Source organism: Pseudomonas chaetocerotis, from assembly GCF_015712105.2.
Taxonomy (GTDB): Bacteria; Pseudomonadota; Gammaproteobacteria; order Pseudomonadales; family Pseudomonadaceae; genus Aquipseudomonas; species Aquipseudomonas chaetocerotis.
In genome coordinates this window covers 340,647-362,579 of record NZ_JACFYX020000002.1, presented here as the reverse complement: position 1 = coordinate 362,579, position 21,933 = coordinate 340,647, and the positions used below count along the sequence as shown (strand labels likewise).

Below are 21,933 nucleotides of genomic sequence, written 5' to 3'. Positions count from 1 at the left end.
TTGCGGCCATTCATGAACTCTGACCGGATGGGTTTGCGGAAAGTTCATCGCCTTTTTAAAAACCATTTGCAATAAGAAAGCGCCTTTTGATTCCCTGAAACCCCAAAGCTAGAGCGGCCGCGGCATTGCGCCGCGGCGACGGGGATTAGTGTGCCTCGTCCCAGTTGACGCCGACACCCACGTCCACCAGCAGCGGCACGTCCAACTCGGCGGCACCACTCATCAGGCTCTTGAGTTTGGCGCTGACCTCATCGATCAGCTCCTCGCGCACCTCCAGTACCAGTTCGTCGTGCACCTGCAGGATGATGCGCGCATCGATACCGCTGTCCTGCAGCCAGCCGTCCACGGCGATCATGGCGCGTTTGATGATGTCCGCCGCAGTGCCCTGCATGGGCGCGTTGATCGCCGCGCGCTCGGCGCCCTTGCGCATGGCCTGATTCTGCGCATGGATCTCCGGCAGGTAGAGACGACGGCCGTAGACCGTCTCCACGTACCCCTGCTCGGCAGCCTGCGCACGGGTGCGCTCCATGTAGGTCAGCACGCCCGGATAGCGAGCGAAGTAACGGTCGATGTAGGCTTGCGCCTCCTTGCGTTCGACGTCGATCTGCTTGGCCAGGCCGAAGGCACTCATGCCGTAGATCAGGCCGAAGTTGATGGCCTTGGCCTTGCGTCGCTGGTCGCTGGTCACCTCTTCCAGCGCCACGCCGAACACCTCGGCAGCCGTGGCCTTGTGCACGTCCAGGTCATGGCGGAAAGCGTCCAGCAGCCCTTCATCCTTGGCCAGGTGAGCCATGATACGCAGCTCGATCTGCGAGTAGTCCGCCGCCATCAGCTTGTAGCCCTTGGGCGCGACGAAGGCCTGACGGATACGTCGCCCTTCGGCGGTGCGGATCGGGATGTTCTGCAGGTTCGGGTCGCTCGACGACAGGCGGCCGGTGGCGGCCACTGCCTGGTGATAGCTGGTGTGGATGCGCCCGGTACGCGGGTTGATCTGCTCCGGCAGCTTGTCGGTATAGGTGCTCTTGAGCTTGCTCAGGGAGCGGTACTGCATCAGCACCTTGGGCAGTTCGAAGTCCTGCTCGGCCAGTTCGGCGAGAACCGCTTCGGCAGTGGAAGGCTGGCCCTTGGCGGTCTTGCTGATCACCGGATAACCCAGTTTCTCGTAGAGGATCACGCCCAGCTGCTTGGGCGATGCGAGGTTGAACGCCTCGCCAGCGATCTCGAATGCCTTGCGTTCCAGCTCCACCAGTTTTTCGCCCAGCTCGACGCTCTGCTCACCGAGCAGCTTGGCGTCGACCAGCGCGCCGTTGCGCTCGATACGTGCCAGCACCGGCACCAGCGGGATTTCGATCTCGCGCAGCACCCTGGCCAGCGATGGTAAGGACTGCAGCCGGCCCCACAACTCTAGGTGCAGGCGCAGGGTGACATCGGCATCCTCGGCGGCGTAAGGGCCGGCCTGCTCCAGGGCGATCTGATCGAAGGTCAGTTGTTTGGCGCCCTTGCCGGCGATGTCCTCGAAGCGAATGGTGCTGTGGTTCAGGTATTTCAGCGCCAGGCTGTCCATGTCATGGCGGGTGGCGGTGGAGTCCAGCACGTAGGATTCGAGCATGGTGTCGAAGGCCACGCCCTGCACGGCAATCGGTGTGCTGGCATTGGCCAGGACGTTGATGTCGTACTTGGCGTGCTGGCCGACCTTGGCCTTGGCCGGGTCTTCAAGGATAGGTTTGAGCGCCTTGAGCACCGCATCACGATCGAGCTGTTGCGGCACGCCCATGTAGCTATGCGCTAGCGGCAGGTAAGCCGCTTCGCCGGCCTTGACCGCGAAGGACAGACCGACCAGCTGTGCCTGCTGGGCGTCAATGCTGGTGGTCTCGCTGTCGAAGGCGATCAGTTCGGCCTGCTCCAGCTTCTTCAGCCAGGCATCGAACTGCGCCTGCTCCAGCACCAGTTGGTAATCACCATCGCTCGGCGGCATTGGTTCAGCGGCTGCTTCGACGGTTTCGCCAGCGGGTTCGGCGAACAGATCGCCAGCCGGCGCAGCAGCCTTGGCGGCCAGCGACTTGTTCTGACGGAGCAGGTCGTCCAGCCAGTTCTTGAATTCCAGTTCACCGTAGAGTTGCACCAGCGCGGCCTGATCCGGCTCGCCCGGATGCAGCGAGTCGATCTCGATGTTCAGCGGCACGTCCGTTTTGATGGTTGCCAGCTGATAGGACAGGTAGGCCATCTCGCGGTGCTCTTCGAGCTTGGCCGGCAAGCCCTTGGCACCGCGGATCGGCAGCTCGGGGACCTTGTCGAGGTTGGCGTAGAGCACGTCGAGACCACCGCCGATGCCCACCAGCAGGCCGAGAGCGGTCTTCTCACCGACGCCGGGCACACCCGGAATGTTGTCGACCTTGTCGCCCATCAGCGCCAGGTAGTCGATGATCAGCTCAGGGCCGACACCGAATTTCTCCTTTACGCCATCGGCATCGTAGACGCTTCCGGTCATGGTATTGACCAGCGTAACGTGCGGGCAGACCAGCTGCGCCATGTCCTTGTCGCCGGTGGAGATCACCACGTCGCGCTTTTCCCCGGCCGCCTGGCGGGCCAGGGTACCGATCACGTCGTCAGCTTCAACGCCTTCGACGCAAAGCAGCGGCAGACCCAGGGCGCGCACGCTGGCATGCAACGGCTCGACCTGGACGCGCAGTTCGTCCGGCATGGAAGGGCGATTAGCCTTGTACTCGGCGAACAGCTCGTCGCGAAAGGTGCCGCCCTTGGCGTCGAAGACCACGGCGAAGGGGCTGCTCGGGTACTGCTTGCGCAGGCTCTTGAGCATGTTCAGCACTCCTTTTACCGCTCCGGTGGGCATGCCCTTGGAAGTGGTCAGCGGCGGCAGGGCGTGGAAGGCACGGTACAGGTACGAGGAACCGTCGACCAGAATGAGGGGGGCTTGGCTCATGCGCGGAATCAACCTTTTCGGCGGGTGCAGTATTACAGGTAGTTGAAAAACGTAGGCGAGGCAGCCAGTGCAAGGCGCAACGACCGGCGGGAGTAACAGCCAAAGGCTGGCCCGAAGGGTGAGCGCCAGCGAATCAAACAGGCGAGGAACGATCGGAGTCGCGCTCGACTTTACGAGCTGTAAATGAGCATTCCGAGCCTGTTTTTTAACGCAGCAATGGCAACGCAGGTAGTTTTTCAGCGGCCTGTTAGAATGGCTGCATCATTGAATACAAGGAGCAAGGTTATCATGGGTACAGCCAAACGCCTTTTACTGGTCGGCCTGCTGGCCTGTCTCCCGCTTGCCGCGCATGCCGAGGATCCGGTCTCGGGTGATCCGGACGTGACCATCCGCCAGGACGGCGACCGCACCATTCAGGAATACCGGGTCAATGGCTTCCTCTATGCAATCAAGGTCATCCCGAAGAACGGTAAACCCTACTTTCTCGTTCGCGCCGATGGCAGCGACGGCAGCTTCGTACGTTCGGACGATCCGGACATGCTGATCCCATCGTGGGAAATCTTTAGCTGGTAAGCGATTAAGGTCTGATATGTCGGTATTCACCCCCCTGGAGCGTCATGAGCTCGAAGTCTTCCTGGCGCCCTACGGGCTTGGTCGGTTGCGTGATTTCCAGGGCATTGCTGCGGGCAGCGAAAACAGCAACTTCTTCGTCAGCCTGGAGCAGGGTGAGTACGTTCTGACCCTGGTCGAACGCGGGCCAGTGGCCGACCTGCCGTTCTTCATCGAATTACTCGATGTGCTGCACGATGCCGGCCTGCCAGTGCCCTACGCCCTGCGTACGCAGGAGGGTGAGGCACTGCGCAGCCTGGCAGAGAAACCGGCGCTGCTGCAGCCACGGCTGTCCGGCAAGCATGTGCGCGAGGCCAATGCGCATCACTGTCAGGAAGTGGGTAGCCTGCTGGCCCGCATCCACCTGGCGACTCGCGAACAGCCGGTGGAACGTCGCAGCGACCGCGGCCTGGACTGGATGCTCGCCGAAGGCCCGAGTCAGGCGTTGAAGCTCGATGAGCAGGCATTGCCGCTGCTACGTGATGCGCTGGCCGAGATCGCCGAGCTGAAGCCGCGCATCCTGGCTTTGCCGCGGGCAAACCTGCACGCCGATCTGTTCCGCGACAACGTGCTATTCGACGGCAACCATCTGGCCGGGGTGATCGACTTCTACAACGCCTGCTCCGGGCCGATGCTCTACGACCTGGCCATCACCCTGAACGACTGGTGCTCACACGAAGACGGCAGCCTCGACAGCGCTCGCGCCCGTGCGCTGCTCGGCGCCTATGCGGCGCTACGCCCCTTCACCGCCGCCGAAGCACAGCTGTGGCCGGCCATGTTGCGCGTGGCCTGCGTGCGTTTCTGGCTGTCACGCCTGATCGCCGCCGAGTCGTTCGCCGGGCAGGAAGTGCTGATTCATGATCCGGCCGAATTCCAACGGCGCCTGGCGCAGCGCCAGCAGATCAACCTGCCCCTGCCATTCGCCTTGTAGGGTGGATCACGCTTCATCGATCCACCATGGCGCGCACTGCGGTGGATGAAAAGAGCGTCATCCACCCTACGCAGACACGGGCGTGCCTTTAGCTACCCGAAACCAGCCCCGGCAGTTGTGCCGCCAGCTTGGCGTTGTTGATCGGCGCACGGATAAAGCCACGCTGGGTGCCATCCGGGCCGATGATCACCAGATTGCCGCTGTGATCGACGGTGTAGTTTTCCTTGCTGGTGTCAGCCGGGATGTAGGGAATGCTCACCGAGTTGGCGAATTTCTGCAGGGTTTCCTCTTCGCCGGTCAGGCCTTTGAAGCCCGCATTGAAGAAGCCCAGGTACTTGCTCAGTTGCTCCGGCGTGTCACGGTGGGGGTCCACGCTGACCATCACCACGTTCAGCCGTGCACGGGTTTCTTCGGGCAGTTGAGTCTGCAACTGGCGCAGCTGAGCGAGGGTGGCCGGGCAGATGTCCGGGCAGAAGGTGTAGCCAAAGAACAGCAGGCTCCATTCACCCTTGAGCTGATCCACCGCGACCTCCTTGCCGTCCTGATCGATCAGGCTCAGCGCTGGCAGGCTGCGGTTCTGCGGTAGAAGCACGATACCGGCATCGAGCAGTGCCGCCGGGTCACCCTGGCTCTTGCTGTTGAGCACCTTGTTGACGGTCAGGCCCAGCACCAGAGCAACGATGGCAACGAGGACGAAAACAGTGGTCTGAGTACGCGTCATGAAAAACCTTAGATATTCAGCAGCAGGTAATGATCCGCCAGCAAAGCGATGAACAGCAGAAACAGGTACCAGATACTGTACTTGAAGGTGTTGATCGCCGCGTGCGGTTTGCTGTCACGGTACAGCACCCAGGCCCAGTGCAGGAAGCGGCCACCGAGCAGCAGGGCGCATACCAGATAAAGTGGCCCGCTCATGTGGATGGCGTAGGGCAGCAAGGTCACCGCGAACATCACCAGGGTGTAGAGCAGGATATGCACCTTGGTGTAGTGCTCGCCATGGGTAACCGGCAGCATGGGGATGTCCGCCTTGGCGTATTCGGCCTTGCGATGAATGGCCAGCGCCCAGAAATGTGGAGGTGTCCAGGCGAAGATGATCAGCACCAGCAGCAGCGCCTCGGCGCTCAGGTGACCGGTGACGGCGACCCAGCCCAGCAGCGGGGGGGCAGCGCCAGCCAGGCCGCCGATGACGATGTTCTGCGGCGTGGCGCGCTTGAGAAAGCCGGTGTAGATCACCGCATAACCGAGCAATGAGGCAAGGGTCAGCCAGGCGGCCAGCTCGTTGGTGAACACCATCAGCAGGCTCATGCCGGCGATGGCCAACAGCAGCGCGAAGGTCAGCGCAGCGACCGGCGAGACCCGCCCGGCGGTGACCGGACGTTTGTGCGTGCGCGCCATGATCGAGTCGATACGTCGATCCACCACGTGGTTGACCGCAGCCGCCGCGCCGGCACACAGGCCGATGCCAAGGTTGCCGAACAGCAGCACCGTCCAGGGCACACCGGCACGGGTGGCGAGGAACATGCCGACCAGCGAGGTGATCAGCATCAGCATCACCACCCGTGGTTTGGTCAGCTCCAGATAATCTCGCCAGGTGGCCTGTTCGGCGTGAGCTCGCAGCATTGTCGCCATGGCATTTCTCCCTGAATCGTTATTTGCCGGCCTGAAGCAGACCGTTGGACGCAAGAGACACGCGTGCACCCGCGAGAGCGGATGCTTCGCGAGTAGCCGCAGAAGCAGCCCTCAGGCGATAGTTGATCAGCACCATCACCAGCAGCAGGGCCGCACCACCTGCGTTGTGCGCTACCGCCACCAGCAGTGGCAGATGGAAGATCACATTGCTGATGCCCAGGCCGATCTGTACAGCCAGCGCCAGCAGTAGCAGAGCAGACAAGCGCGACAGTCTGGCTGCATGCAGTCGCCAGGCCAGTACTAACAGCGCCAGCGTCACCAGCAGTGCACCGATGCGATGGCTCATGTGAATCGCGGTGCGCGCGTCACTGTCGAGCTGTCCGCCCAGGTAGTTGGGACCGATGTGCTGGGTCAGGTGAAAGCCCTTGCCGAAATCCATTGCCGGCCACCACTCGCCGTGACAGGTGGGCAGGTCGACGCAGGCAACCGCAGCGTAATTGGAGCTGACCCAACCGCCGAGGGTGATCTGCCCAATCACCAGCAGCAAGCAAGCCGCTGCCAATGTCCGCAGGCTCCCCGGCAGCTGCAGCGGGGCGAAGCGTCCAGACAGGCGCAACGTGAGCAAGGTCAGCAGGCTGAGCGTGGCGAAGCCGCCGAGCAGATGAGCTGTTACCACCTGCGGCCACAGCTGCAGCGTGACTGTCCACATGCCGAATGCGCCCTGCAGGATCACCAGCGCCAGAATCGCCAACGGCAACTTGAGCGGCTGGGTTGGCTCTGCGCGACGGCGCACGGCCTGAGCCGCAATGACGAGAATCACCAACCCCAGCGCACCGGCAAAGTAGCGATGGATCATCTCGTACCAGCCCTTGGCGACCTCTACCGGGGCCTCGGGAAATCGCGCCTCGGCGATGGCCTGCTTGTGCTCGCTCATCGGCACGCCGAGAAAACCATAACAACCCGGCCAGTCCGGGCAACCCAGGCCGGCATGGGTCAGTCGGGTGTAGGCACCTAGCAGCACCACCACCACGGTCAGGAGGGTCGCGAACAACGCAAGACGGTATCCGGGCTTGTGCATGTCTACTCCTTGGGCACTGGGCCTGACGCTCTGTTGATACGGACAGGGCGCGGCATCAACCGATCAGGGAAATTTTCAGCAGGTAGCGCAGATCATCGAGAATGTCCTTGCCCTTGCTCCCGGCCGGATAGCGCAGCACCAGATTGCCGTGCGGGTCGACCAGCCACAGCTGTGCACCCGGCACCGACTTGGCGGCCTTGTCGTAGGCCTGCAGATCCAGCTCATAGCGTCCAAGCTGCGGGTACTCACGCTTGAGCGTGGCGTCGTACTCGGCCGGCAATGGTTCGGCCAGCGCCAGGCCGTGACTGGCGCGGGCAGTCTCGCGATTGAGGCCGATCTGGATCTGCCGCGCCAGGTAAACCAGCTGCTGACAGTCGGCCTCACATGCGCCCGGTGCTGTCACCAGAATCTGCCACAGCGGTTCAACTTCACCCTGCACGCCGAGATCGGCAAGGGTGCGCCCATCGCCGATCAGCACACCGTGGTAGCTGCGCGTCTCCGGTACCCAGAAGCGCCATTGGTACATGGCGCTGGCCAGGAACATCGGGCCGATGGCAATGGCCAGGATCAACAACAACTGTAGGCGACCACGCCCCTTGCGCGGTGCCTCAGGCATGGCGATGGCTGGGTTCATGACGATGCTCCCGTGCATTGTGAATTCCGAGATAGATGAACAGGCCAAGCAGCGCGGCAGCCAGGGAGAACCACTGCACCGCATAGCCCAGATGCTTGCTGGGGCTCATGGCCACGATTGGCCAGTCGACGCGATAACTGGCGGGCCCGGACTCCAGGCGCACCTCGAAGGGCAGGCCACCGCGGCCAAGCTGACGCCAGAGGCTGCCGGCCTCGACCTGCGTGATCAGTCGCGGCCAGCCTTCGGATGCCGCGTCGGATCGCAAATTCAGACCGCCAGAGGGCGCCACGTAGACCCAGGCAGTGAGTTGCAGCACGCCATCGAGGCTGTCGAAGTGCGGCGGCGTGCGCCGGTCCGGCCAGGGTAGCCAGCCACGATTGAGCAACACCCAGAGTCCGCTGGACTGATCGTAAAAAGGCTGCAGCAGCTCGACTCCGGCATGACCATCACGAATGCGGCTGTCTAGCAGCAGGCTGTGCTCGGTATCGAAGTGTCCACGCAGCTGAACGCGGCGGTAGACGGGATCACGCATGGGCTCGAGCTGCTCGAGAGTGATCGGCTCGGCCTGGCGCCGCGCCTCGAAGCTGGCCAGCAGTTGGCGCTTCTCATCGCCACGCTGCAGTTGCCAGAAGCCCAGCCAGAGCAACCCCGGCAGTAGCAGGGCAACCACAAGGCTGGGCAGCCAACCGGGACGAAAGGCGCTCATTGCACGCCTCCGTTACGATCGGGGTTGCTGGCTATACTGCACTGCATCACTCGAATCCCCCGGAGTCTCACATGCTCAAGGCCGTGATCGTCCTCATGCTGCTGGCGACCATCGCCAGCCTGTTCAGCGGCCTGTTCTTCCTGGTCAAGGACGAAGGCCATGGTTCCCGCGTGGTCGGCGCGCTGACTGTCCGTGTCGGCCTGACCGCCATTACCGTTGCCCTGGTCGCCTGGGGCTTCTACTCAGGGCAACTGGTGTCCCACGTTACGTGGTAGCCCCCGCTACAGTACGTAGACGAAGACGAACAACCCCAGCCAGACCACATCAACGAAGTGCCAGTACCAGGCGGCGGCCTCGAAGCCGAAGTGCTGATCGGCGTCGAAATGCCCGCGCGTGATGCGCACCAGCATCACGATCAGGATGATGGTGCCCAAGGTCACATGCGCGCCGTGGAAGCCGGTGAGCATGAAGAAGGTGGCGCCATAGATGCCTGAGCCCAGGGTCAGCCCCAGCTCGGTATAGGCCTCGATGTATTCCTCGACCTGAAAGAACAGGAACGCCAGGGCGAGGACGATGGTCGCCGCCAGCCAGGCCTTGAGCGGGCCACGGTGGTTCTTTTTCAGCGCGTGGTGAGCCAGGGTAATGGTGAAGCTGGATGAAACCAGCAAGATGGTGTTGACCAGCGGCAGGTGCCAGGGGTCGATCACTCCGGTTGGCGGCGGGAACAGCTTGGAGTCGGGGTTCTGCAGCAGCGGCCAGCTGTATTCGAAACCTTCCCAGAGCATGTTGGCCACGCCCTTGTCACCCTCGCCGCCAAGCCAGGGTCCGGCCCAAGTACGGATATAGAACAGGGCGCCGAAGAAGGCGGCGAAGAACATCACCTCGGAGAAGATGAACCAGCTCATGCCCCAGCGAAAGGAGCGGTCCATCTGCGCGCTGTACAGACCGCTACGACTTTCCTTGATGACGTTGCCGAACCAGCCGAACAGCATCCAGGCCAGAATCAGCCCGCCGACGAAGAAGATCAGCGGCCCGTTGGAACCCTCGCGGCCCGCCGACAGATCGTTGAACCAGGTGCCGACACCGTAGAAGCTGACCAGCAGCCCGATAGTGGCGACGATGGGCCACTTGCTCTGCGCCGGTACGTAATAGTTCTCGTGACTTTCGTGACTCGACATTGTTGTTCTCCTTATGGAGCCTGTGCCACTGGCGGTTTGCGCGCGGTGATATCGAACAGGGTGTAGCCCAGGGTCAGGTGCTTCACGTCCTTGGGCAAGTCTCTGTCGACGATGAAACGCACCGGCATTTCGATGCGCTCGCCCGGTTGCAACACCTGCTGGGTAAAGCAGAAACACTCGGTCTTGTGAAAGAAGGCCGCCGCTTTCGAAGGCGATACGCTCGGGATCGCCTGCGCGCTCATCGGCTGGTCGCTGGGGTTGTAGGCGACGAACAGCATGTCGCGCGACTCACCCGGGTGAACCAGTATCTCGTCAGCCTGCGGGCCGAACTCCCAGACCATGCCGGCGGCATTGGTGGCGAGAAACTGCACGCGCACCTGACGCTGCTCGTCCACCATCTGCTCGCCCTGGTAGGCTCCGGCCGTCTTGCCGTTGATGCCGAACACCCGGCACATGGCGTCATAGAACGGCGGCAGGACGAAGATGCCGAAGCAGAACATCACTACCACCACGAGCAGCAGACGGGTAACCAGGCGATGAGTCGCGATGACCTCGCTCACGGCAGACCTCCTATTTCACTTCCGGCGGCGTGCTGAAAGTGTGGTAAGGCGCCGGTGACGGCACCGTCCACTCCAGGCCTTCGGCACCATCCCAGGGTTTGGCCGGGGCCGGCTTGCCGCCGCGGATGCACTTGATGACGATGAACAGGAACAACAGCTGAGTGGCCCCGAACATGAAGGCGCCGATGCTGGAGACCATGTTGAAGTTGGCGAACATCATGTTGTAGTCGGGAATACGCCGTGGCATGCCGGCCAGGCCAACGAAGTGCATCGGGAAGAACGCCAGGTTCATGCCGATGAAACTCATCCAGAAATGCAGCTTGCCCAGGGTTTCGTCATACATATGGCCGGTCCACTTGGGCAGCCAGTAGTAGGCCGAAGCGAAGATGCCAAAGATCGCACCGGGCACCAGCACGTAGTGGAAGTGGGCCACCACGAAGTAGGTGTCGTGGTACTGGAAGTCCGCCGGGGCGATGGCCAGCATCAGCCCGGAAAAACCGCCGATGGTGAACAGGATGACGAAGGCCACCGAGAACAGCATCGGCGCCTCGAAGGTCATCGAGCCCTGCCACATGGTGCTGGCCCAATTGAACACCTTCACCCCGGTGGGCACGGCGATCAGCATGGTGGCGTACATGAAGAACAGCTCGCCGGTCAGCGGAATGCCGACAGTGAACATGTGGTGTGCCCAGACGATGAACGACAGGAAGGCGATCGCCGCCGTGGCGTAGACCATCGAGGTGTAGCCGAACAGCGGCTTGCGCGCGAACGCCGGAATGATCGAGCTGACCGCGCCGAAGGCGGGCAGGATCATGATGTACACCTCGGGGTGGCCGAAGAACCAGAACACGTGCTGGAACAAGACCGGATCACCACCGCCAGCGGCGTTGAAGAAGCTGGTGCCGAAGTGAATGTCCATCAGCATCATGGTCACGCAGCCAGCCAGTACCGGCATCACGGCGATCAGCAGGAAGGCGGTGATCAGCCAGGTCCAGACGAACAGCGGCATCTTCATCAGGGTCATGCCGGGAGCGCGCAGGTTGAGGATGGTGGCGACCACGTTGATCGCCCCCATGATCGAACTGATGCCCATCAGGTGCACGGCGAAGATGAAGAAGGTCGTGCTCTCCGGCCCGTAGGTGGTCGACAGCGGCGCGTAGAAGGTCCAGCCGAAGTTCGGCCCGCCACCTTCCATGAACAGCGTCGAGACCAGCAGACCGAAGGCCGCCGGCAACAGCCAGAAGCTGAAGTTGTTCATCCGTGGCAGAGCCATGTCCGGCGCGCCAATCATCAGCGGGATCATCCAGTTGGCCAGGCCGACGAAGGCCGGCATCACCGCGCCGAAGACCATGATCAGGCCATGCATGGTGGTCATCTGGTTGAAGAATTCCGGCTGCACGATCTGCAAGCCAGGCTGGAACAGCTCGGCGCGGATGACCATGGCCATCGAGCCGCCCAGCAGGAACATGCAGAAGCTGAACCACAGGTACATCGTGCCGATGTCCTTGTGGTTGGTGGTCAGTACCCAGCGCATCAGGCCCTTGGCCGGGCCATGGTGGTGGTCAGTATGACCGTGGTCGATCACTGCACTCATGTCCTTACTCCTGCGCCTTGGAGAAATCGAGAATGTCCTTGGGCGTGACCATGTCACCGACATTGTTGCCCCAGGCGTTGCGCTCGTAGGTGATGATGGCGGCCAGGTCGACCGGCGACAGCTGCTTGCCGAAGGCGGCCATGGAGGTGCCCGGCTTGCCGTTGTAGACGATGTCGATATGGCCCTCGGCAGCCCCCTTGGCGATGGCTGAGCCCTTGAGCGCCGGGAACATCGGTGGCAAACCTTCACCGGTAGGCTGGTGGCAGGCTGCACAGGCGGTGTTGTAGGCCTTCTCACCGCGTGCCATCAGCTCTTCCATGGTCCACTCCTTGCTGGTCAGCTCACGCTCGGCGGCAGCGGCCTGCTTGCGCTCGGCCAGCCAGGCGTCGAAGTCTTCCTTGGACTTGGCCTCGACCACCACCGGCATGAAACCGTGGTCCTTGCCGCACAGCTCGGTGCACTGGCCACGGTAGATGCCGGGCTCTTCGATGCGTGTCCAGGATTCATTGATGAAACCGGGAATGGCGTCCTTCTTCACCGCCAGTGCCGGCACCCACCAGGAATGGATGACGTCGGCGGCGGTAATCAGGAAGCGCACTTTGGTGCCCACCGGCACCACCAGCGGCTCGTCGACTTCCAGCAGGTAGTGTTCGCCCTTGGTTTCACGGTTGTCGATCTGCGAGCGCGGCGTGGTGAGGTTGCTGAAGAACTCGACGTCCTGACCCAGGTACTTGTAGTGCCACTTCCACTGGTAGCCGGTGACCTGGATATCCAGCTCGGACTCGGAGGTGTCGTAGATCTCGATCAGCGTCTTGGTCGCCGGAATCGCCATCACCACCAGAATGGCCAACGGCACCACGGTCCAGAGAATCTCGACGGTGGTGCTTTCGTGAAAATGCGCGGGTTTCTGGCCGGTGGAGCGGCGGTGCATGATCATTGACCAGAACATGGCGCCGAACACGATCACACCGATCACAACGCAGATCCAGAAAATGGTCATGTGCAGATCGAAGACGGAGCGGCTGACGTCGGTTACACCGGGCGCCATATTGACCGTCCACTGCGCGTGCGCCGAGCCTAATGCCAGCCACAGCAGGAGGCCCATCCAGACTCGTGGATGTCGCATCATTGCGGGTTCCCCTTGATTGTTCTTGTTATCCCGCCGGCTGAGCCTGCGGCTAAGGGATCGACTGCCATGGAGCGCCAAGGCGAACTCACTGTCCGCGCACCGTGCTCAACTGCTGGCGACTACTGCCGAAACCTCTCCGTGCCTGAGCTCGTCCGGTTCCATCAGGTACTGCCTTTCGAACTCGAGTATAGACGGCGAGTTTCACCTCGCAACGTGTACGCAAAAATGGCCGAAGGCGCGCAGGCCCTGTCCTAAACGCCCCGACTGACGCGGGGTGTAGCCTTTCTGATACAGGTCGTTATAGCGAACTCGCATAAGTATGAAAAAATTATGACAATCGCGTCTTAGCCCGACCAAACAGCCGGCTAATGTTCACGCCCATGTCCTGAAATGTAGGAGCCGTCATGAACACCGTCGCCCTTCGTCAATTGATCGCCCAGGCTCGCCAGCAGGAAAGCGGCAGCCAGGCGCTCTCGCGCTTGCTGCAGGCTCAGCGGGATCGCCTGCACCCGTCAATCCGCCTGCCGGAGGAGGATGCGCCGGGGACGCTGAGCGCATTCGTCATCGCTTACATCGAGGAGGTGCCGGACGTGCTCGACGCGGCCGCCGAAGTCGCGCGCGAAGCGGGAATCGAGGCGGCTGTGAAACCGGTGCTGAAGATCGCTGAGCATTTCTTCCTGCAACCACCGGCGCTAATGGAGGGCCATGAAGGTCTCGAAGGCCTGCTCGACGAAGCCTATCTGGCCCATCGCCTGGTGGAGGAGGTCAATGACCGCTATATCGCCCACCTTGGCCAGCCGCTGATCCCGCTGGACACTACACGCGCCAACCTGATTGCTCATCAGTTGATCGGCGAACCCTTCGCCAACCAGCTCGACGAGGCCGTGCATCATGCCCTGGCCGGCATGCTCGATGACGCCAGCTTCGACCAACCCTCGGTGCAGGCCTACCGTGAGCGCCTGGCGGCACCGGATACCGCATCGGCCTGGCAGCGCTGGCCCTGCCTGTCGCAGCAGTTGGGCGTGGAGCTGCAGCTCAAGGGGTGATCGCCAGCAGAATCAGCGACAGGGTCAGCAGCGAACCGAGGGTAGAGAACAGGATCGCCCGCGAAACCAGCGCCGCCTGGCGCTGGTAGTACTCTGCAAGCATGAACGGCCCGGTGCCCGTTGGCAGTGCGCTGAGCAACAGCGCGGCATGCGCCCAGAACGGCGGCAGGTCAAGCAGCACGAAGGCAATGAACCAGGTCACCAGCGGTTGCAGCACCAGCTTCAGGGCCACCAACGGCCAGGCGCCTTCGCTCGGCCCGCTCTGCCGCTGCGCCAGGAACAACCCCAGCGACACCAGTGCACAGGGTACGGTGGCCGCGCCGAGCAGGCGCAGAAACTCGTCCAGCGCCGAGGGCATCTGCACGCCGCCAAACGCCCAGGCAGCACCAAGCAGTGGCGCCACCACCAGCGGATTCTTCAACAGCGCGGTGACCACCTGAGCGATTGCGCCGCCCAACCCCTTCTTACTCTGCAGACCCACCTCGATGCATACCACCGCCAGGCCGAACAGCACGCAGACCACCAGCAGCGAGGCGATCAGCGCGGGCGCCATGCCGTCCTCACCCAGCACCAGCACGCACAGTGGAATGCCGATATAGCCGGTATTGGCATAACCGGCACTGAGCCCATCGATGCTGGCGTCGACCAGGCTGCCAGTGGTTTTCCAGCGGTACACCAGCGTGATCAGAAACACCGCGAGCATGCCGCCGGTGAAGGCCAGCAAAAAACCGGGCTGCCAGATCTGCGTCCAGTCGGCCTTGGCCGTGAGGCTGAACAGCAACGCCGGCAGGCCGAGCCAGACCACGAAGCGGTTCATCTCCGATGCCGCGGTCGGCCCGAGACGATTGGTGCGCCGACAGATGAATCCGACCAGGATCAGGCCGAAGATAGGCAGCAGCACATTGAGAACGGTGGACATCGAACTTCGCCAACGACAGGGGAGGACCGAGCCTAGGTGGCCACGCCGCCCAGGGCAAGCGCCTGCCTGTGATTCCGCAGCGTCCGCAGGCGTCTAGCACTGACCTGCCGGGACGTTGCCCGGCCTACTCGCGAGCCTGAGCATGCAAGCGCTGTTGAACGAAATTCTCGATGAAGTCCGCCCGCTGATTGGCCGGGGCAAGGTAGCCGACTACATTCCCGCGCTGGCCGGCGTGGTGCCCGATCAACTCGGCATCGCCGTGTATGGCAACGACGGCCAGGTGCATGTCGCCGGCGATGCACGTACGCCCTTCTCGATTCAGAGCATTTCCAAGGTGTTCAGCCTGGTCCAGGCCATCGGCCACAGCGGCGAGAGCATCTGGCAGCGCCTGGGCCACGAGCCGTCCGGGCAGCCGTTCAACTCGCTGGTGCAGCTCGAATTCGAACGTGGCAAACCGCGCAATCCGTTCATCAATGCCGGCGCCCTGGTGATCTGCGACATCAACCAGTCGCGCTACGCCGCACCGGCGCTGTCGATGCGCGACTTCGTCCGGCGCCTGTCGGGCAACACCGAGGTCACCGTGGACAACCATGTCGCCGAGTCGGAGTACCAGCACCGCGCGCGCAACGCGGCAGCGGCCTACCTGATGCAGTCGTTCGGCAATTTCCATAACGAAGTCGAAGCGGTGCTGCGCAGCTACTTCAGCTGCTGCGCGCTGCGCATGAGCTGCGTCGACCTGGCGCGCGCCTTCGGTTTTCTGGCCAACCAGGGTTTCTGCCAGCACAGCGGCGAGCAGGTGCTGTCGCCCCGCCAGACGAAGCAGATCAACGCCATCATGGCCACCAGCGGGCTGTACGACGAAGCCGGTAACTTCGCCTATCGTGTTGGTCTGCCGGGCAAGAGCGGCGTCGGCGGCGGCATCGTCGCGGTTGTCCCAGGACAGTTCAGCGTGTGCGTGTGGTCACCGGAGTTGAACACGGCGGGTAACTCCCTGGCAGGGATCAAGGCGCTGGAACTGCTCAGTGAGCGTATTGGCTGGTCGGTCTTCTGAATCGACGCGCTACAGCTGCGTAGCCCGGATGAAATCCGGGGAAGGGGCCGCGCTCCCCAAATCGCATTCAGGCCAAGAGTGCCAAAGGTGCGCGCAGCGCACCCTACAACAGCTTGCGGTACTGCACGAATCCCGAGCGCTCACCAATGCGCTCGTACAACAGCTTGGCCTGGCTGTTGCTCTCGTGAGTCAGCCAGTGCACCCGTGAACAGCCGGCAGCACGCGCCTGCTCAAAAACATGCTGGATCAGCTGACGACCGACGCCGCCACTGCGCTGACCCTTGGCGACGAACAGGTCCTGCAGGTAGCAATAGTCGCCATTGGTCCAGGTCGAGCGGTGAGTGACCCAGTGCACCAGGCCAATGGCCTGGTCACCCTGCCAGGCCAGGGCAGCGCCCATGGACTCGGCGGGGTCGAGAAAACGCTGCCAGGTAACCGCGCTGGTGTCGGCTGGAATCTCGGTCATGTAGAAGCGCTGGTAGCCCTGCCACAAGGGCAACCAGGCTTCGTGATCGGCAGCGACTACAGGGCGAATGTCGATACTCATCGTCCTTCCTCTGTTAGGGCAGGTGGATCAGTCGCTCATCTCACCACAGAGATCGCGCGCCAGCCAGTGCTCGACCTCGGCTTGTGGCAACCCCGCGCCGAGCAAGGCGAACAGCTTGCCCAGTGCGGCTTCGCGGGTCATGCCGCCACAGGACACCAGACCGACCTCGGCCAGACGGCTGCCGGCCGCATACACACCGAACTGCACATGGCCCTGCGGGCACTGGCTGATTGCCGCCAGCACCACGCCGCGCTGGTGCGCCTCACGCAGCACGCTCATTAATTGCGCGTCGCCGGCCGGGCCGGTACCGCTGCCATAGCACTCCAGCAGCAGACCCTGCACGCCGCTGGCCAGCAGCGCGTGCAGATGCCCTGCCTGCACCGCCGGATGCAGCGGCAGCACGGCAAGATTGACCGGCTGGCGCGGCCGGCGGAAGTCGATCCGCGCATCGACCATGGCACGCTCTGCCTGACGCTGACGCGGCAGCACCTGGAAGGCGTCGAAGGTGTCGCTGCGCAACTTCGAGCAACGCGCGCCATGCAGCAGTTGGTCGTTGAAGTACAGGTGCACGCCCGGCTTCACGCCGCGATACAAGGCGCGCATGGCACCGAACAGATTGGGCCAGGCATCGCCACCGGCCACACCGGCCGGCTGCATGGCGCCGGTCAGCACCACTGGCGCATCGAGACCCAGCAGCAGGAAACTCAGCGCTGCGGCGCTGTAGGCCAGGGTATCGGTGCCGTGCAGCACCAGCACGGCGTCGTGGCCGTCGGTCTGCACCGCTGTGACGATTTCGTCGCGCAACGCCAGCCAGTGGCCGGTGTTCATGTTGGCACTGTCGATCAGCGGCAGCAGCTCGCGAAAGGTCCATTGCGGCAGCTCGCTGCTGTTCTCGCTGGTTTGTTGCGTGCGCATGCGCGCCTCGAAACCCGAGGCCGGCGCCAGGCCGTCTGCGCTCATCTGCATGCCGATGGTGCCGCCTGTGTACAGCACCAGGAGTTTTTCCGGGGTCGCCATGGGCTCTCCTCACAAATCGCGGGCCTGCGCGACATTCGCTACGTCGCTCACGACTGCCCGAACAATGGCTGCCAAAGGTGGCAGGCAAGAAAAAGGGGGCGTCGCCCCCTTCTTCCATCTGAGTCAGATCAACGCTGGTAGACGCGATCACCGATTTCCGCCTGATCGGCGGCATTACCTGGCTGACTGCCCCAGACGGCAGGGTCGAGATCCAGGTCAGCGAACTGCTTGGCGTCGAGCACCGGCGATTCGACACCCGCCTTGATCTGGCTATCGTAGTCGCGCATCAGGCGCAAGCCCACCTTGAACAGCAGCGCCAGGGCGATGAGGTTGCAGATCGCCAGCAGGCCCATGGTCACGTCGGCGAACGCGAACACAGTGCCCAGATCCTGTACCGAGCCCCACAGCACCAGGCCGACCACCAGCACACGGTAGATCATCACCGGGCCGCGCTTCTGGCTGAAGAAGCCCAGGGCATTCTCACCCAGGTAGTAGTTGTAGATCAGCGTGGTGAAGACGAACAGCAGCAGCGCCAGACTGACGAACACCCGGCCCCACTCACCGACCACGGCTGCGACGGCACTCTGGGTCAACACCACACCGGCCTGCTCCATGCCCGGCTGATACACGCCGGACAGCAGGATGATCAGCGCCGTGCAGCTGCACAGGATCAGGGTGTCGATGAACACGCTGAGCGACTGCACGATGCCCTGTGCAGCCGGGTGCTTGACCTCGGCTACCGCCGCCACGTTCGGCGCACTGCCCAGACCAGCTTCGTTGGAGAACAGGCCGCGCTTGACGCCCATGATGATGGCCGCGCCGATGCCACCGGCGAAGGCCGGCTCGAGGCCGAAGGCGCTCTTGAAGATCAGGGCGAAGGTGGCTGGAACTTCGCTGATGTTCAGACCGATCACCAGCAGCGCCATGCCCAGATAGGAGAACGCCATGACCGGCACCAGCACGTCGGCGAACTTGGCGATGCGCTTGATGCCACCGAAGATGATCAGACCGATCACCACGGTCAGGGCGATGCCGCTGGCCAGGGTCGGAACACCGAAGGTGTCGTGCAGCGAGCTGGCGACGGTGAAGGACTGCACGGCGTTGAAGCCGAAGCCGAAGGTCACCAGCAGCAGGATCGACACGACGATACCCAGCCAGCGCTGGCCAAGGCCGTGCTGGATGTAGAAGGCCGGACCACCGCGGTAGCCGCCATCGGCCTCGCGACGCTTGTACAGTTGCGCCAGCGAGCACTCGAAGTAGCTGGTGGCCATGCCGACCAGGGCCACGATCCACATCCAGAAGATGGCGCCCGGACCGCCGAGCATGATCGCCACCGATACGCCGGCGATGTTACCGGCACCCACGCGGCCGGCAACCGACAGCATCAGGGCCTGGAACGAGCTGAGCTGGCCCGGCTGACGCTGGAAGGCCTCGCTGAAAATGCGGAACATGCTGCCGAAGTAGCGGAACTGGACGAAGCGTGAGGCGATGGTGAAGAACAGGCCGAGACCGATCAGCATCACGATCAGCAGCTTGCTCCAGATGAGGTCATTGAGAAGATCGAGCATGGAGGCTTTCTCTCTTGTTGTTCTGAATGGGAATGCGCCGCGCCTGGCGGGTGGCGCAATCTTTGGTGAAGGCGCCGCGCGGGACAATTTCGCAGGTCGCGGCGACCTGATGCGAGTTGATGCTAGAATCGCGTCATTCGCATCAGCTGGAGCGGCCATATGTCCGATTCCCTCGGCAGCAATCTGAAATTGCTTTGCAGCCATTACCGCTCGATTGCCGAGGTGTGCCGCAAGCTGTCGATCAACCGCGCGCAGTTCAACCGCTACCTGGCAGGGCAAAGCCGGCCGACCACGCACAACCTCAAGCGCATCTGCGATTTCTTCGGCGTCGAACCCTTCGAACTGGCCATGCCGGCCGAGCAGTTCACCCGCCTGATCGGCGCACGCAGCGGCGATGCGCAGCAGCAAAATGGCAGCGACCCACTGCTGGACCTGTTCGCCCCACTGCGCCGTCAGGCCAGCCCGATGGAGCGCTACTGCGGCTACTACTTCGAGTACTCCAACTGCATGTCGGTGCCAGGGCAAGTGCTGCTGTCTCTCGTGCACTTGCGCGAGGAGCGCGGCAACTACCTGTTCGAGCGCCAGGAACGCCAGGAGCGCCAGGAACCCACACGCGGCGGTAGCGAGGACTGGGTACGCTGTCGCTACCTGGGCACGGCGTTCTTCCTGCAGGACCGCCTGTTTCTGGTGGACTACGAGTCGCTCACCGGTAACGAGATGAGCCAGACCATCCTGATCCCCAGCTTCAAGAGCCGCATCATCCGCCTCAACGGCATCAAAACCGGAGTCTCCAGCGGCGACCGCCGCACACCGGCCTGCACCCGCGTGGTCTGGCAGTACCTGGGTAACGAGATCAACCGGGTCAATGCCTATCGCCAGTTGATGCTCTACGCCCCCGACGACCCACGCATCGACGACGACATCCGCCAGCGCCTGGGCGGCGCGCAGCTACGTGACGGGCTGTTCGAGATGGAGTAGGGCGTTACCCCCGCAGCGCCTCCAGGCGCTGCTTCTGCCGCGCTGCCTCATCGAAGTTGTCCACAGCCAGCCAGCGCTCGAATGCCTCGCGGCATGCCGGCCATTCTCCATCGATGATGGAGAACCACGCCGTGTCGCGATTCCTGCCCTTGATTACCCTGTGTTGACGAAACAGGCCCTCATAGGTGAAGCCGAAGCGCTCGGCGGCGCGCAGCGAGCGGGCATTGGCCGCGTCGCACTTCCATTCGAGGCGGCGATAGCCGAGGTCGTCGAAGGCGTGTCGCGCCAGCAGATAGACCGCTTCGGTCGCTCCTGGCGTGCGCTGCATCGGCGCACCGAAGGCCACGTGACCGATCTCGATGCTGCCGTCCTGCGCGGTGATACGCAGGTAGCTGAACAGCCCCAGAGCGCGTCCGCCGGCCAGGTCGACCACTGCATAGAACAGCGGATCACGGCTCTGCGCATTGCCGACCAGCCAGGTATCGAAGGCGCCACGCTCGATGAAGGGGCCGTAGGGTAGATAATCCCAAAGCGCCGGGTCCGGGCCCTGCAACGCGTGCCACAGATCATCGCCATGACGCCCGATACTCAGCGCCTCGAGACGCACGAAGCGGCCCTGCAGTGTGTGCTGGTCCGGTGTTGGACAGGGTTGCCAGTGAGCGAGATCACGCGTCATCAGAAAAGCTTCCTGTACTGGATGAAGCCGGAACGGTCGCCGATTCGGTCGTAGAGCATACGCCCCTGATAGTTGTTTTCCTGGGTCAGCCAGTGCACGCGGCTGGCACCGGCGGCACGAGCATCGGCGTAGACATGCTCGATCAGCGCGCGGCCGATGCCGCCACCGCGAATGTGCTCGGCGACGAACAGATCCTGTAGGTAGCAGTAGTCACCACGCGTCCAGCAACTGCGGTGATAGATGAAGTGCACCAAACCGACTGCCTCGCCGTCCAGCCAGGCCAGGGCGGCGTGCATCGGCTCGGCCGGGTCGAGAAAGCGCTGCCAGGTGAGGGCGCTGGTCTCGGCTGGAATCTCGGCCTGGTAGAAGCGCTGGTAAGCCTGCCAGAGCGGCAGCCAGGCGGCGTGATCGGCAGCGGTGGCAGGGCGAATGTCGAGCATGTGGGCATTCCTTTGATGGTCAGTCGGTTGGATTCATCTGCGCCGCCAGCTCATGGTCACGCGGCGCGGTTGACGTCGTCAGGCCAGCACGTACACCAGCCTGGTCTGCCTCGGAACGGTTCTGGCTGAGCTTCCACTTGCCCTCTAGCCTGCGAATCGGCAGGGCAAAACCGACAATGGCGCGCAACATGGCGTCGATGTAGTCGCGCGGCGCATCGCTGACCGCCCAGGGCTGTGGGCGCCCCTGTTCGTGGCGGTCGCTGAGGCGGCTGACCAGTTGCAACAAGCGCTCGGGCTCATCGAACACCTCGGCCTGGCCCCAGGCATGCACGGCGATGTAGTTCCAGGTCGGCACCACCTTGCCGTGCTCGGCCTTGGCCGGGTACCAGCCAGGATGCACATAGGCGTCAGCGCTGCTGAACACCACCAGTGCCTCGGCGCCGCTGGCCAGGTCACGCCAGTGGGAATTGGCCCGGGCGAAGTGGCCATAGAGGGTACCGAACTCGCCCTCACCAGGCTCAAGCAGCAGCGGCAGGTGACTGGCCTGCAGGCCCTGCTCTCCATTACTCGTCACAATGGCCAGGCCACTGGCCTGGATCTGTGCATGCAAGGTGGCAAGGTCGTCCTGGCGGAAGGCGGCGGGGCAGTACATGACGTTTTCTCCTGGCGTGATGGGGCCATGCTAGGCAGGATATTGGCCTG

General features: G+C 63.0%; 23 protein-coding genes. 6 read left to right on the top strand and 17 right to left on the bottom strand.

The features are described 5' to 3' along the window. Positions 1-145 precede the first annotated feature (145 nt). The gene (polA, locus tag H3221_RS05670) at positions 146-2,941 is read right to left on the bottom strand and encodes a DNA polymerase I (protein ID WP_196474254.1); all 2,796 of its coding nucleotides are present in this window, start codon (positions 2,939-2,941) and stop codon (positions 146-148) included. 288 nt (positions 2,942-3,229) lie between these two features. On the opposite strand from polA, the gene H3221_RS05665 reads away from it, so the two are divergent. Both H3221_RS05665 and H3221_RS05660 read left to right on the top strand, forming a co-directional pair. Beyond that, the gene (locus H3221_RS05665; protein WP_196474401.1) at positions 3,230-3,514 is read left to right on the top strand and encodes a DUF2782 domain-containing protein; all 285 of its coding nucleotides are present in this window, start codon (positions 3,230-3,232) and stop codon (positions 3,512-3,514) included. 16 nt (positions 3,515-3,530) lie between these two features. Then, a complete protein-coding gene (locus H3221_RS05660; protein WP_196474255.1) occupies positions 3,531-4,481 on the top strand; it encodes a homoserine kinase in 951 nt (316 codons plus the stop codon). 88 nt (positions 4,482-4,569) lie between these two features. On the opposite strand, the gene H3221_RS05655 is transcribed toward H3221_RS05660, so the two are convergent. Genes H3221_RS05655 through H3221_RS05635 form a run of 5 tightly spaced genes read right to left on the bottom strand, consistent with a single transcriptional unit; the run spans position 4,570 to position 8,528 of the window. Beyond that, on the bottom strand, positions 4,570-5,202 hold the full coding sequence (locus H3221_RS05655; RefSeq protein ID WP_192985434.1) for an SCO family protein: 633 nt from the start codon (positions 5,200-5,202) through the stop codon (positions 4,570-4,572). An 8-nt stretch (positions 5,203-5,210) separates the two neighbouring features. After that, complete coding sequence (cyoE, locus tag H3221_RS05650; protein WP_196474256.1) at positions 5,211-6,110, bottom strand: heme o synthase; 900 nt, start codon at positions 6,108-6,110, stop codon at positions 5,211-5,213. A 19-nt stretch (positions 6,111-6,129) separates the two neighbouring features. Next, positions 6,130-7,188 (bottom strand): COX15/CtaA family protein, encoded by a 1,059-nt coding sequence (locus tag H3221_RS05645; protein WP_196474257.1) that lies wholly within the window; start codon positions 7,186-7,188, stop codon positions 6,130-6,132. Positions 7,189-7,243: 55 nt separating this feature from the next. Beyond that, entirely contained in the window at positions 7,244-7,822 is a 579-nt protein-coding gene (locus tag H3221_RS05640; protein WP_196474258.1) for a hypothetical protein, read from the bottom strand. Further along, on the bottom strand, positions 7,797-8,528 hold the full coding sequence (locus H3221_RS05635) for an SURF1 family protein (protein ID WP_196474259.1): 732 nt from the start codon (positions 8,526-8,528) through the stop codon (positions 7,797-7,799). The genes H3221_RS05640 and H3221_RS05635 overlap by 26 nt, the downstream gene beginning before the upstream one ends. A gap of 71 nt (positions 8,529-8,599) precedes the next feature. On the opposite strand from H3221_RS05635, the gene H3221_RS05630 reads away from it, so the two are divergent. After that, entirely contained in the window at positions 8,600-8,803 is a 204-nt protein-coding gene (locus H3221_RS05630) for a twin transmembrane helix small protein (RefSeq protein ID WP_196474260.1), read from the top strand. Between the two features lie 6 nt (positions 8,804-8,809). On the opposite strand, the gene H3221_RS05625 is transcribed toward H3221_RS05630, so the two are convergent. From H3221_RS05625 to coxB, 4 genes are read right to left on the bottom strand one after another with little or no spacing between them, the layout of a single operon-like run. After that, on the bottom strand, positions 8,810-9,706 hold the full coding sequence (locus tag H3221_RS05625) for a cytochrome c oxidase subunit 3 (RefSeq protein ID WP_021487545.1): 897 nt from the start codon (positions 9,704-9,706) through the stop codon (positions 8,810-8,812). 11 nt (positions 9,707-9,717) lie between these two features. Then, entirely contained in the window at positions 9,718-10,266 is a 549-nt protein-coding gene (locus H3221_RS05620; protein WP_196474261.1) for a cytochrome c oxidase assembly protein, read from the bottom strand. A gap of 10 nt (positions 10,267-10,276) precedes the next feature. Beyond that, on the bottom strand, positions 10,277-11,860 hold the full coding sequence (gene ctaD / locus H3221_RS05615) for a cytochrome c oxidase subunit I (protein WP_196474262.1): 1,584 nt from the start codon (positions 11,858-11,860) through the stop codon (positions 10,277-10,279). 4 nt (positions 11,861-11,864) lie between these two features. Further along, positions 11,865-12,989 carry a cytochrome c oxidase subunit II gene (gene coxB, locus H3221_RS05610; RefSeq protein ID WP_196474263.1) on the bottom strand — a complete coding sequence of 375 codons (1,125 nt, stop codon included), beginning with the start codon at positions 12,987-12,989 and terminating at the stop codon, positions 11,865-11,867. A gap of 404 nt (positions 12,990-13,393) precedes the next feature. Here coxB and H3221_RS05605 point away from each other — a divergent pair, with 404 nt between their 5' ends. Further along, positions 13,394-14,035 (top strand): hypothetical protein, encoded by a 642-nt coding sequence (locus H3221_RS05605; RefSeq protein ID WP_196474264.1) that lies wholly within the window; start codon positions 13,394-13,396, stop codon positions 14,033-14,035. Here H3221_RS05605 and H3221_RS05600 read toward each other — a convergent pair. Beyond that, positions 14,025-14,954 carry an AEC family transporter gene (locus H3221_RS05600; protein ID WP_196474265.1) on the bottom strand — a complete coding sequence of 310 codons (930 nt, stop codon included), beginning with the start codon at positions 14,952-14,954 and terminating at the stop codon, positions 14,025-14,027. The genes H3221_RS05605 and H3221_RS05600 overlap by 11 nt on opposite strands. Before the next feature lie 142 nt (positions 14,955-15,096). Between H3221_RS05600 and glsB the strand changes: the two genes are divergently transcribed. Then, complete coding sequence (glsB, locus tag H3221_RS05595; RefSeq protein ID WP_196474266.1) at positions 15,097-16,005, top strand: glutaminase B; 909 nt, start codon at positions 15,097-15,099, stop codon at positions 16,003-16,005. A 103-nt stretch (positions 16,006-16,108) separates the two neighbouring features. Here the strand turns inward: glsB and H3221_RS05590 are convergent, their stop codons facing one another. From H3221_RS05590 to H3221_RS05580, 3 genes are all read right to left on the bottom strand, one after another. Then, positions 16,109-16,552 (bottom strand): GNAT family N-acetyltransferase, encoded by a 444-nt coding sequence (locus H3221_RS05590; protein ID WP_196474267.1) that lies wholly within the window; start codon positions 16,550-16,552, stop codon positions 16,109-16,111. 27 nt (positions 16,553-16,579) lie between these two features. After that, positions 16,580-17,569, bottom strand: a complete 990-nt coding sequence (locus H3221_RS05585) for an asparaginase (protein WP_196474268.1) — start codon at positions 17,567-17,569, stop codon at positions 16,580-16,582. Positions 17,570-17,697: 128 nt separating this feature from the next. Next, complete coding sequence (locus tag H3221_RS05580; protein WP_196474269.1) at positions 17,698-19,137, bottom strand: alanine/glycine:cation symporter family protein; 1,440 nt, start codon at positions 19,135-19,137, stop codon at positions 17,698-17,700. Positions 19,138-19,296: 159 nt separating this feature from the next. On the opposite strand from H3221_RS05580, the gene H3221_RS05575 reads away from it, so the two are divergent. Beyond that, complete coding sequence (locus H3221_RS05575) at positions 19,297-20,115, top strand: helix-turn-helix domain-containing protein (protein WP_196474270.1); 819 nt, start codon at positions 19,297-19,299, stop codon at positions 20,113-20,115. A 4-nt stretch (positions 20,116-20,119) separates the two neighbouring features. Here H3221_RS05575 and H3221_RS05570 read toward each other — a convergent pair whose 3' ends face one another. Genes H3221_RS05570 through H3221_RS05560 form a run of 3 tightly spaced genes read right to left on the bottom strand, consistent with a single transcriptional unit; the run spans position 20,120 to position 21,883 of the window. Next, positions 20,120-20,791: a GNAT family N-acetyltransferase gene (locus H3221_RS05570; protein WP_196474271.1), complete on the bottom strand. Its 672-nt coding sequence runs from the start codon at positions 20,789-20,791 to the stop codon at positions 20,120-20,122. After that, the gene (locus H3221_RS05565; RefSeq protein ID WP_196474272.1) at positions 20,791-21,231 is read right to left on the bottom strand and encodes a GNAT family N-acetyltransferase; all 441 of its coding nucleotides are present in this window, start codon (positions 21,229-21,231) and stop codon (positions 20,791-20,793) included. The genes H3221_RS05570 and H3221_RS05565 overlap by 1 nt, the downstream gene beginning before the upstream one ends. 19 nt (positions 21,232-21,250) lie before the next feature. Further along, on the bottom strand, positions 21,251-21,883 hold the full coding sequence (locus H3221_RS05560; RefSeq protein WP_196474273.1) for an FMN-binding negative transcriptional regulator: 633 nt from the start codon (positions 21,881-21,883) through the stop codon (positions 21,251-21,253). Positions 21,884-21,933: the final 50 nt, after the last annotated feature.

Bases quoted from the DNA above. Each gene is read 5' to 3' on its own strand.
- H3221_RS05565 (WP_196474272.1), bottom strand. From the start codon at position 21,231: ATGCTCGACATTCGCCCTGCCACCGCTGCCGATCACGCCGCCTGGCTG.
- coxB (WP_196474263.1), bottom strand. From the start codon at position 12,989: ATGATGCGACATCCACGAGTCTGGATGGGCCTCCTGCTGTGGCTGGCA.
- cyoE (WP_196474256.1), bottom strand. From the start codon at position 6,110: ATGGCGACAATGCTGCGAGCTCACGCCGAACAGGCCACCTGGCGAGAT.
- H3221_RS05665 (WP_196474401.1), top strand. From the start codon at position 3,230: ATGGGTACAGCCAAACGCCTTTTACTGGTCGGCCTGCTGGCCTGTCTC.
- H3221_RS05640 (WP_196474258.1), bottom strand. From the start codon at position 7,822: ATGAACCCAGCCATCGCCATGCCTGAGGCACCGCGCAAGGGGCGTGGT.
- H3221_RS05585 (WP_196474268.1), bottom strand. From the start codon at position 17,569: ATGGCGACCCCGGAAAAACTCCTGGTGCTGTACACAGGCGGCACCATC.
- glsB (WP_196474266.1), top strand. From the start codon at position 15,097: ATGCAAGCGCTGTTGAACGAAATTCTCGATGAAGTCCGCCCGCTGATT.
- H3221_RS05570 (WP_196474271.1), bottom strand. From the start codon at position 20,791: ATGACGCGTGATCTCGCTCACTGGCAACCCTGTCCAACACCGGACCAG.
- H3221_RS05655 (WP_192985434.1), bottom strand. From the start codon at position 5,202: ATGACGCGTACTCAGACCACTGTTTTCGTCCTCGTTGCCATCGTTGCT.
- H3221_RS05575 (WP_196474270.1), top strand. From the start codon at position 19,297: ATGTCCGATTCCCTCGGCAGCAATCTGAAATTGCTTTGCAGCCATTAC.
- H3221_RS05625 (WP_021487545.1), bottom strand. From the start codon at position 9,706: ATGTCGAGTCACGAAAGTCACGAGAACTATTACGTACCGGCGCAGAGC.
- H3221_RS05660 (WP_196474255.1), top strand. From the start codon at position 3,531: ATGTCGGTATTCACCCCCCTGGAGCGTCATGAGCTCGAAGTCTTCCTG.
- H3221_RS05630 (WP_196474260.1), top strand. From the start codon at position 8,600: ATGCTCAAGGCCGTGATCGTCCTCATGCTGCTGGCGACCATCGCCAGC.
- H3221_RS05600 (WP_196474265.1), bottom strand. From the start codon at position 14,954: ATGTCCACCGTTCTCAATGTGCTGCTGCCTATCTTCGGCCTGATCCTG.
- H3221_RS05645 (WP_196474257.1), bottom strand. From the start codon at position 7,188: ATGCACAAGCCCGGATACCGTCTTGCGTTGTTCGCGACCCTCCTGACC.
- H3221_RS05580 (WP_196474269.1), bottom strand. From the start codon at position 19,137: ATGCTCGATCTTCTCAATGACCTCATCTGGAGCAAGCTGCTGATCGTG.
- polA (WP_196474254.1), bottom strand. From the start codon at position 2,941: ATGAGCCAAGCCCCCCTCATTCTGGTCGACGGTTCCTCGTACCTGTAC.
- H3221_RS05590 (WP_196474267.1), bottom strand. From the start codon at position 16,552: ATGAGTATCGACATTCGCCCTGTAGTCGCTGCCGATCACGAAGCCTGG.
- H3221_RS05605 (WP_196474264.1), top strand. From the start codon at position 13,394: ATGAACACCGTCGCCCTTCGTCAATTGATCGCCCAGGCTCGCCAGCAG.
- ctaD (WP_196474262.1), bottom strand. From the start codon at position 11,860: ATGAGTGCAGTGATCGACCACGGTCATACTGACCACCACCATGGCCCG.
- H3221_RS05635 (WP_196474259.1), bottom strand. From the start codon at position 8,528: ATGAGCGCCTTTCGTCCCGGTTGGCTGCCCAGCCTTGTGGTTGCCCTG.
- H3221_RS05560 (WP_196474273.1), bottom strand. From the start codon at position 21,883: ATGTACTGCCCCGCCGCCTTCCGCCAGGACGACCTTGCCACCTTGCAT.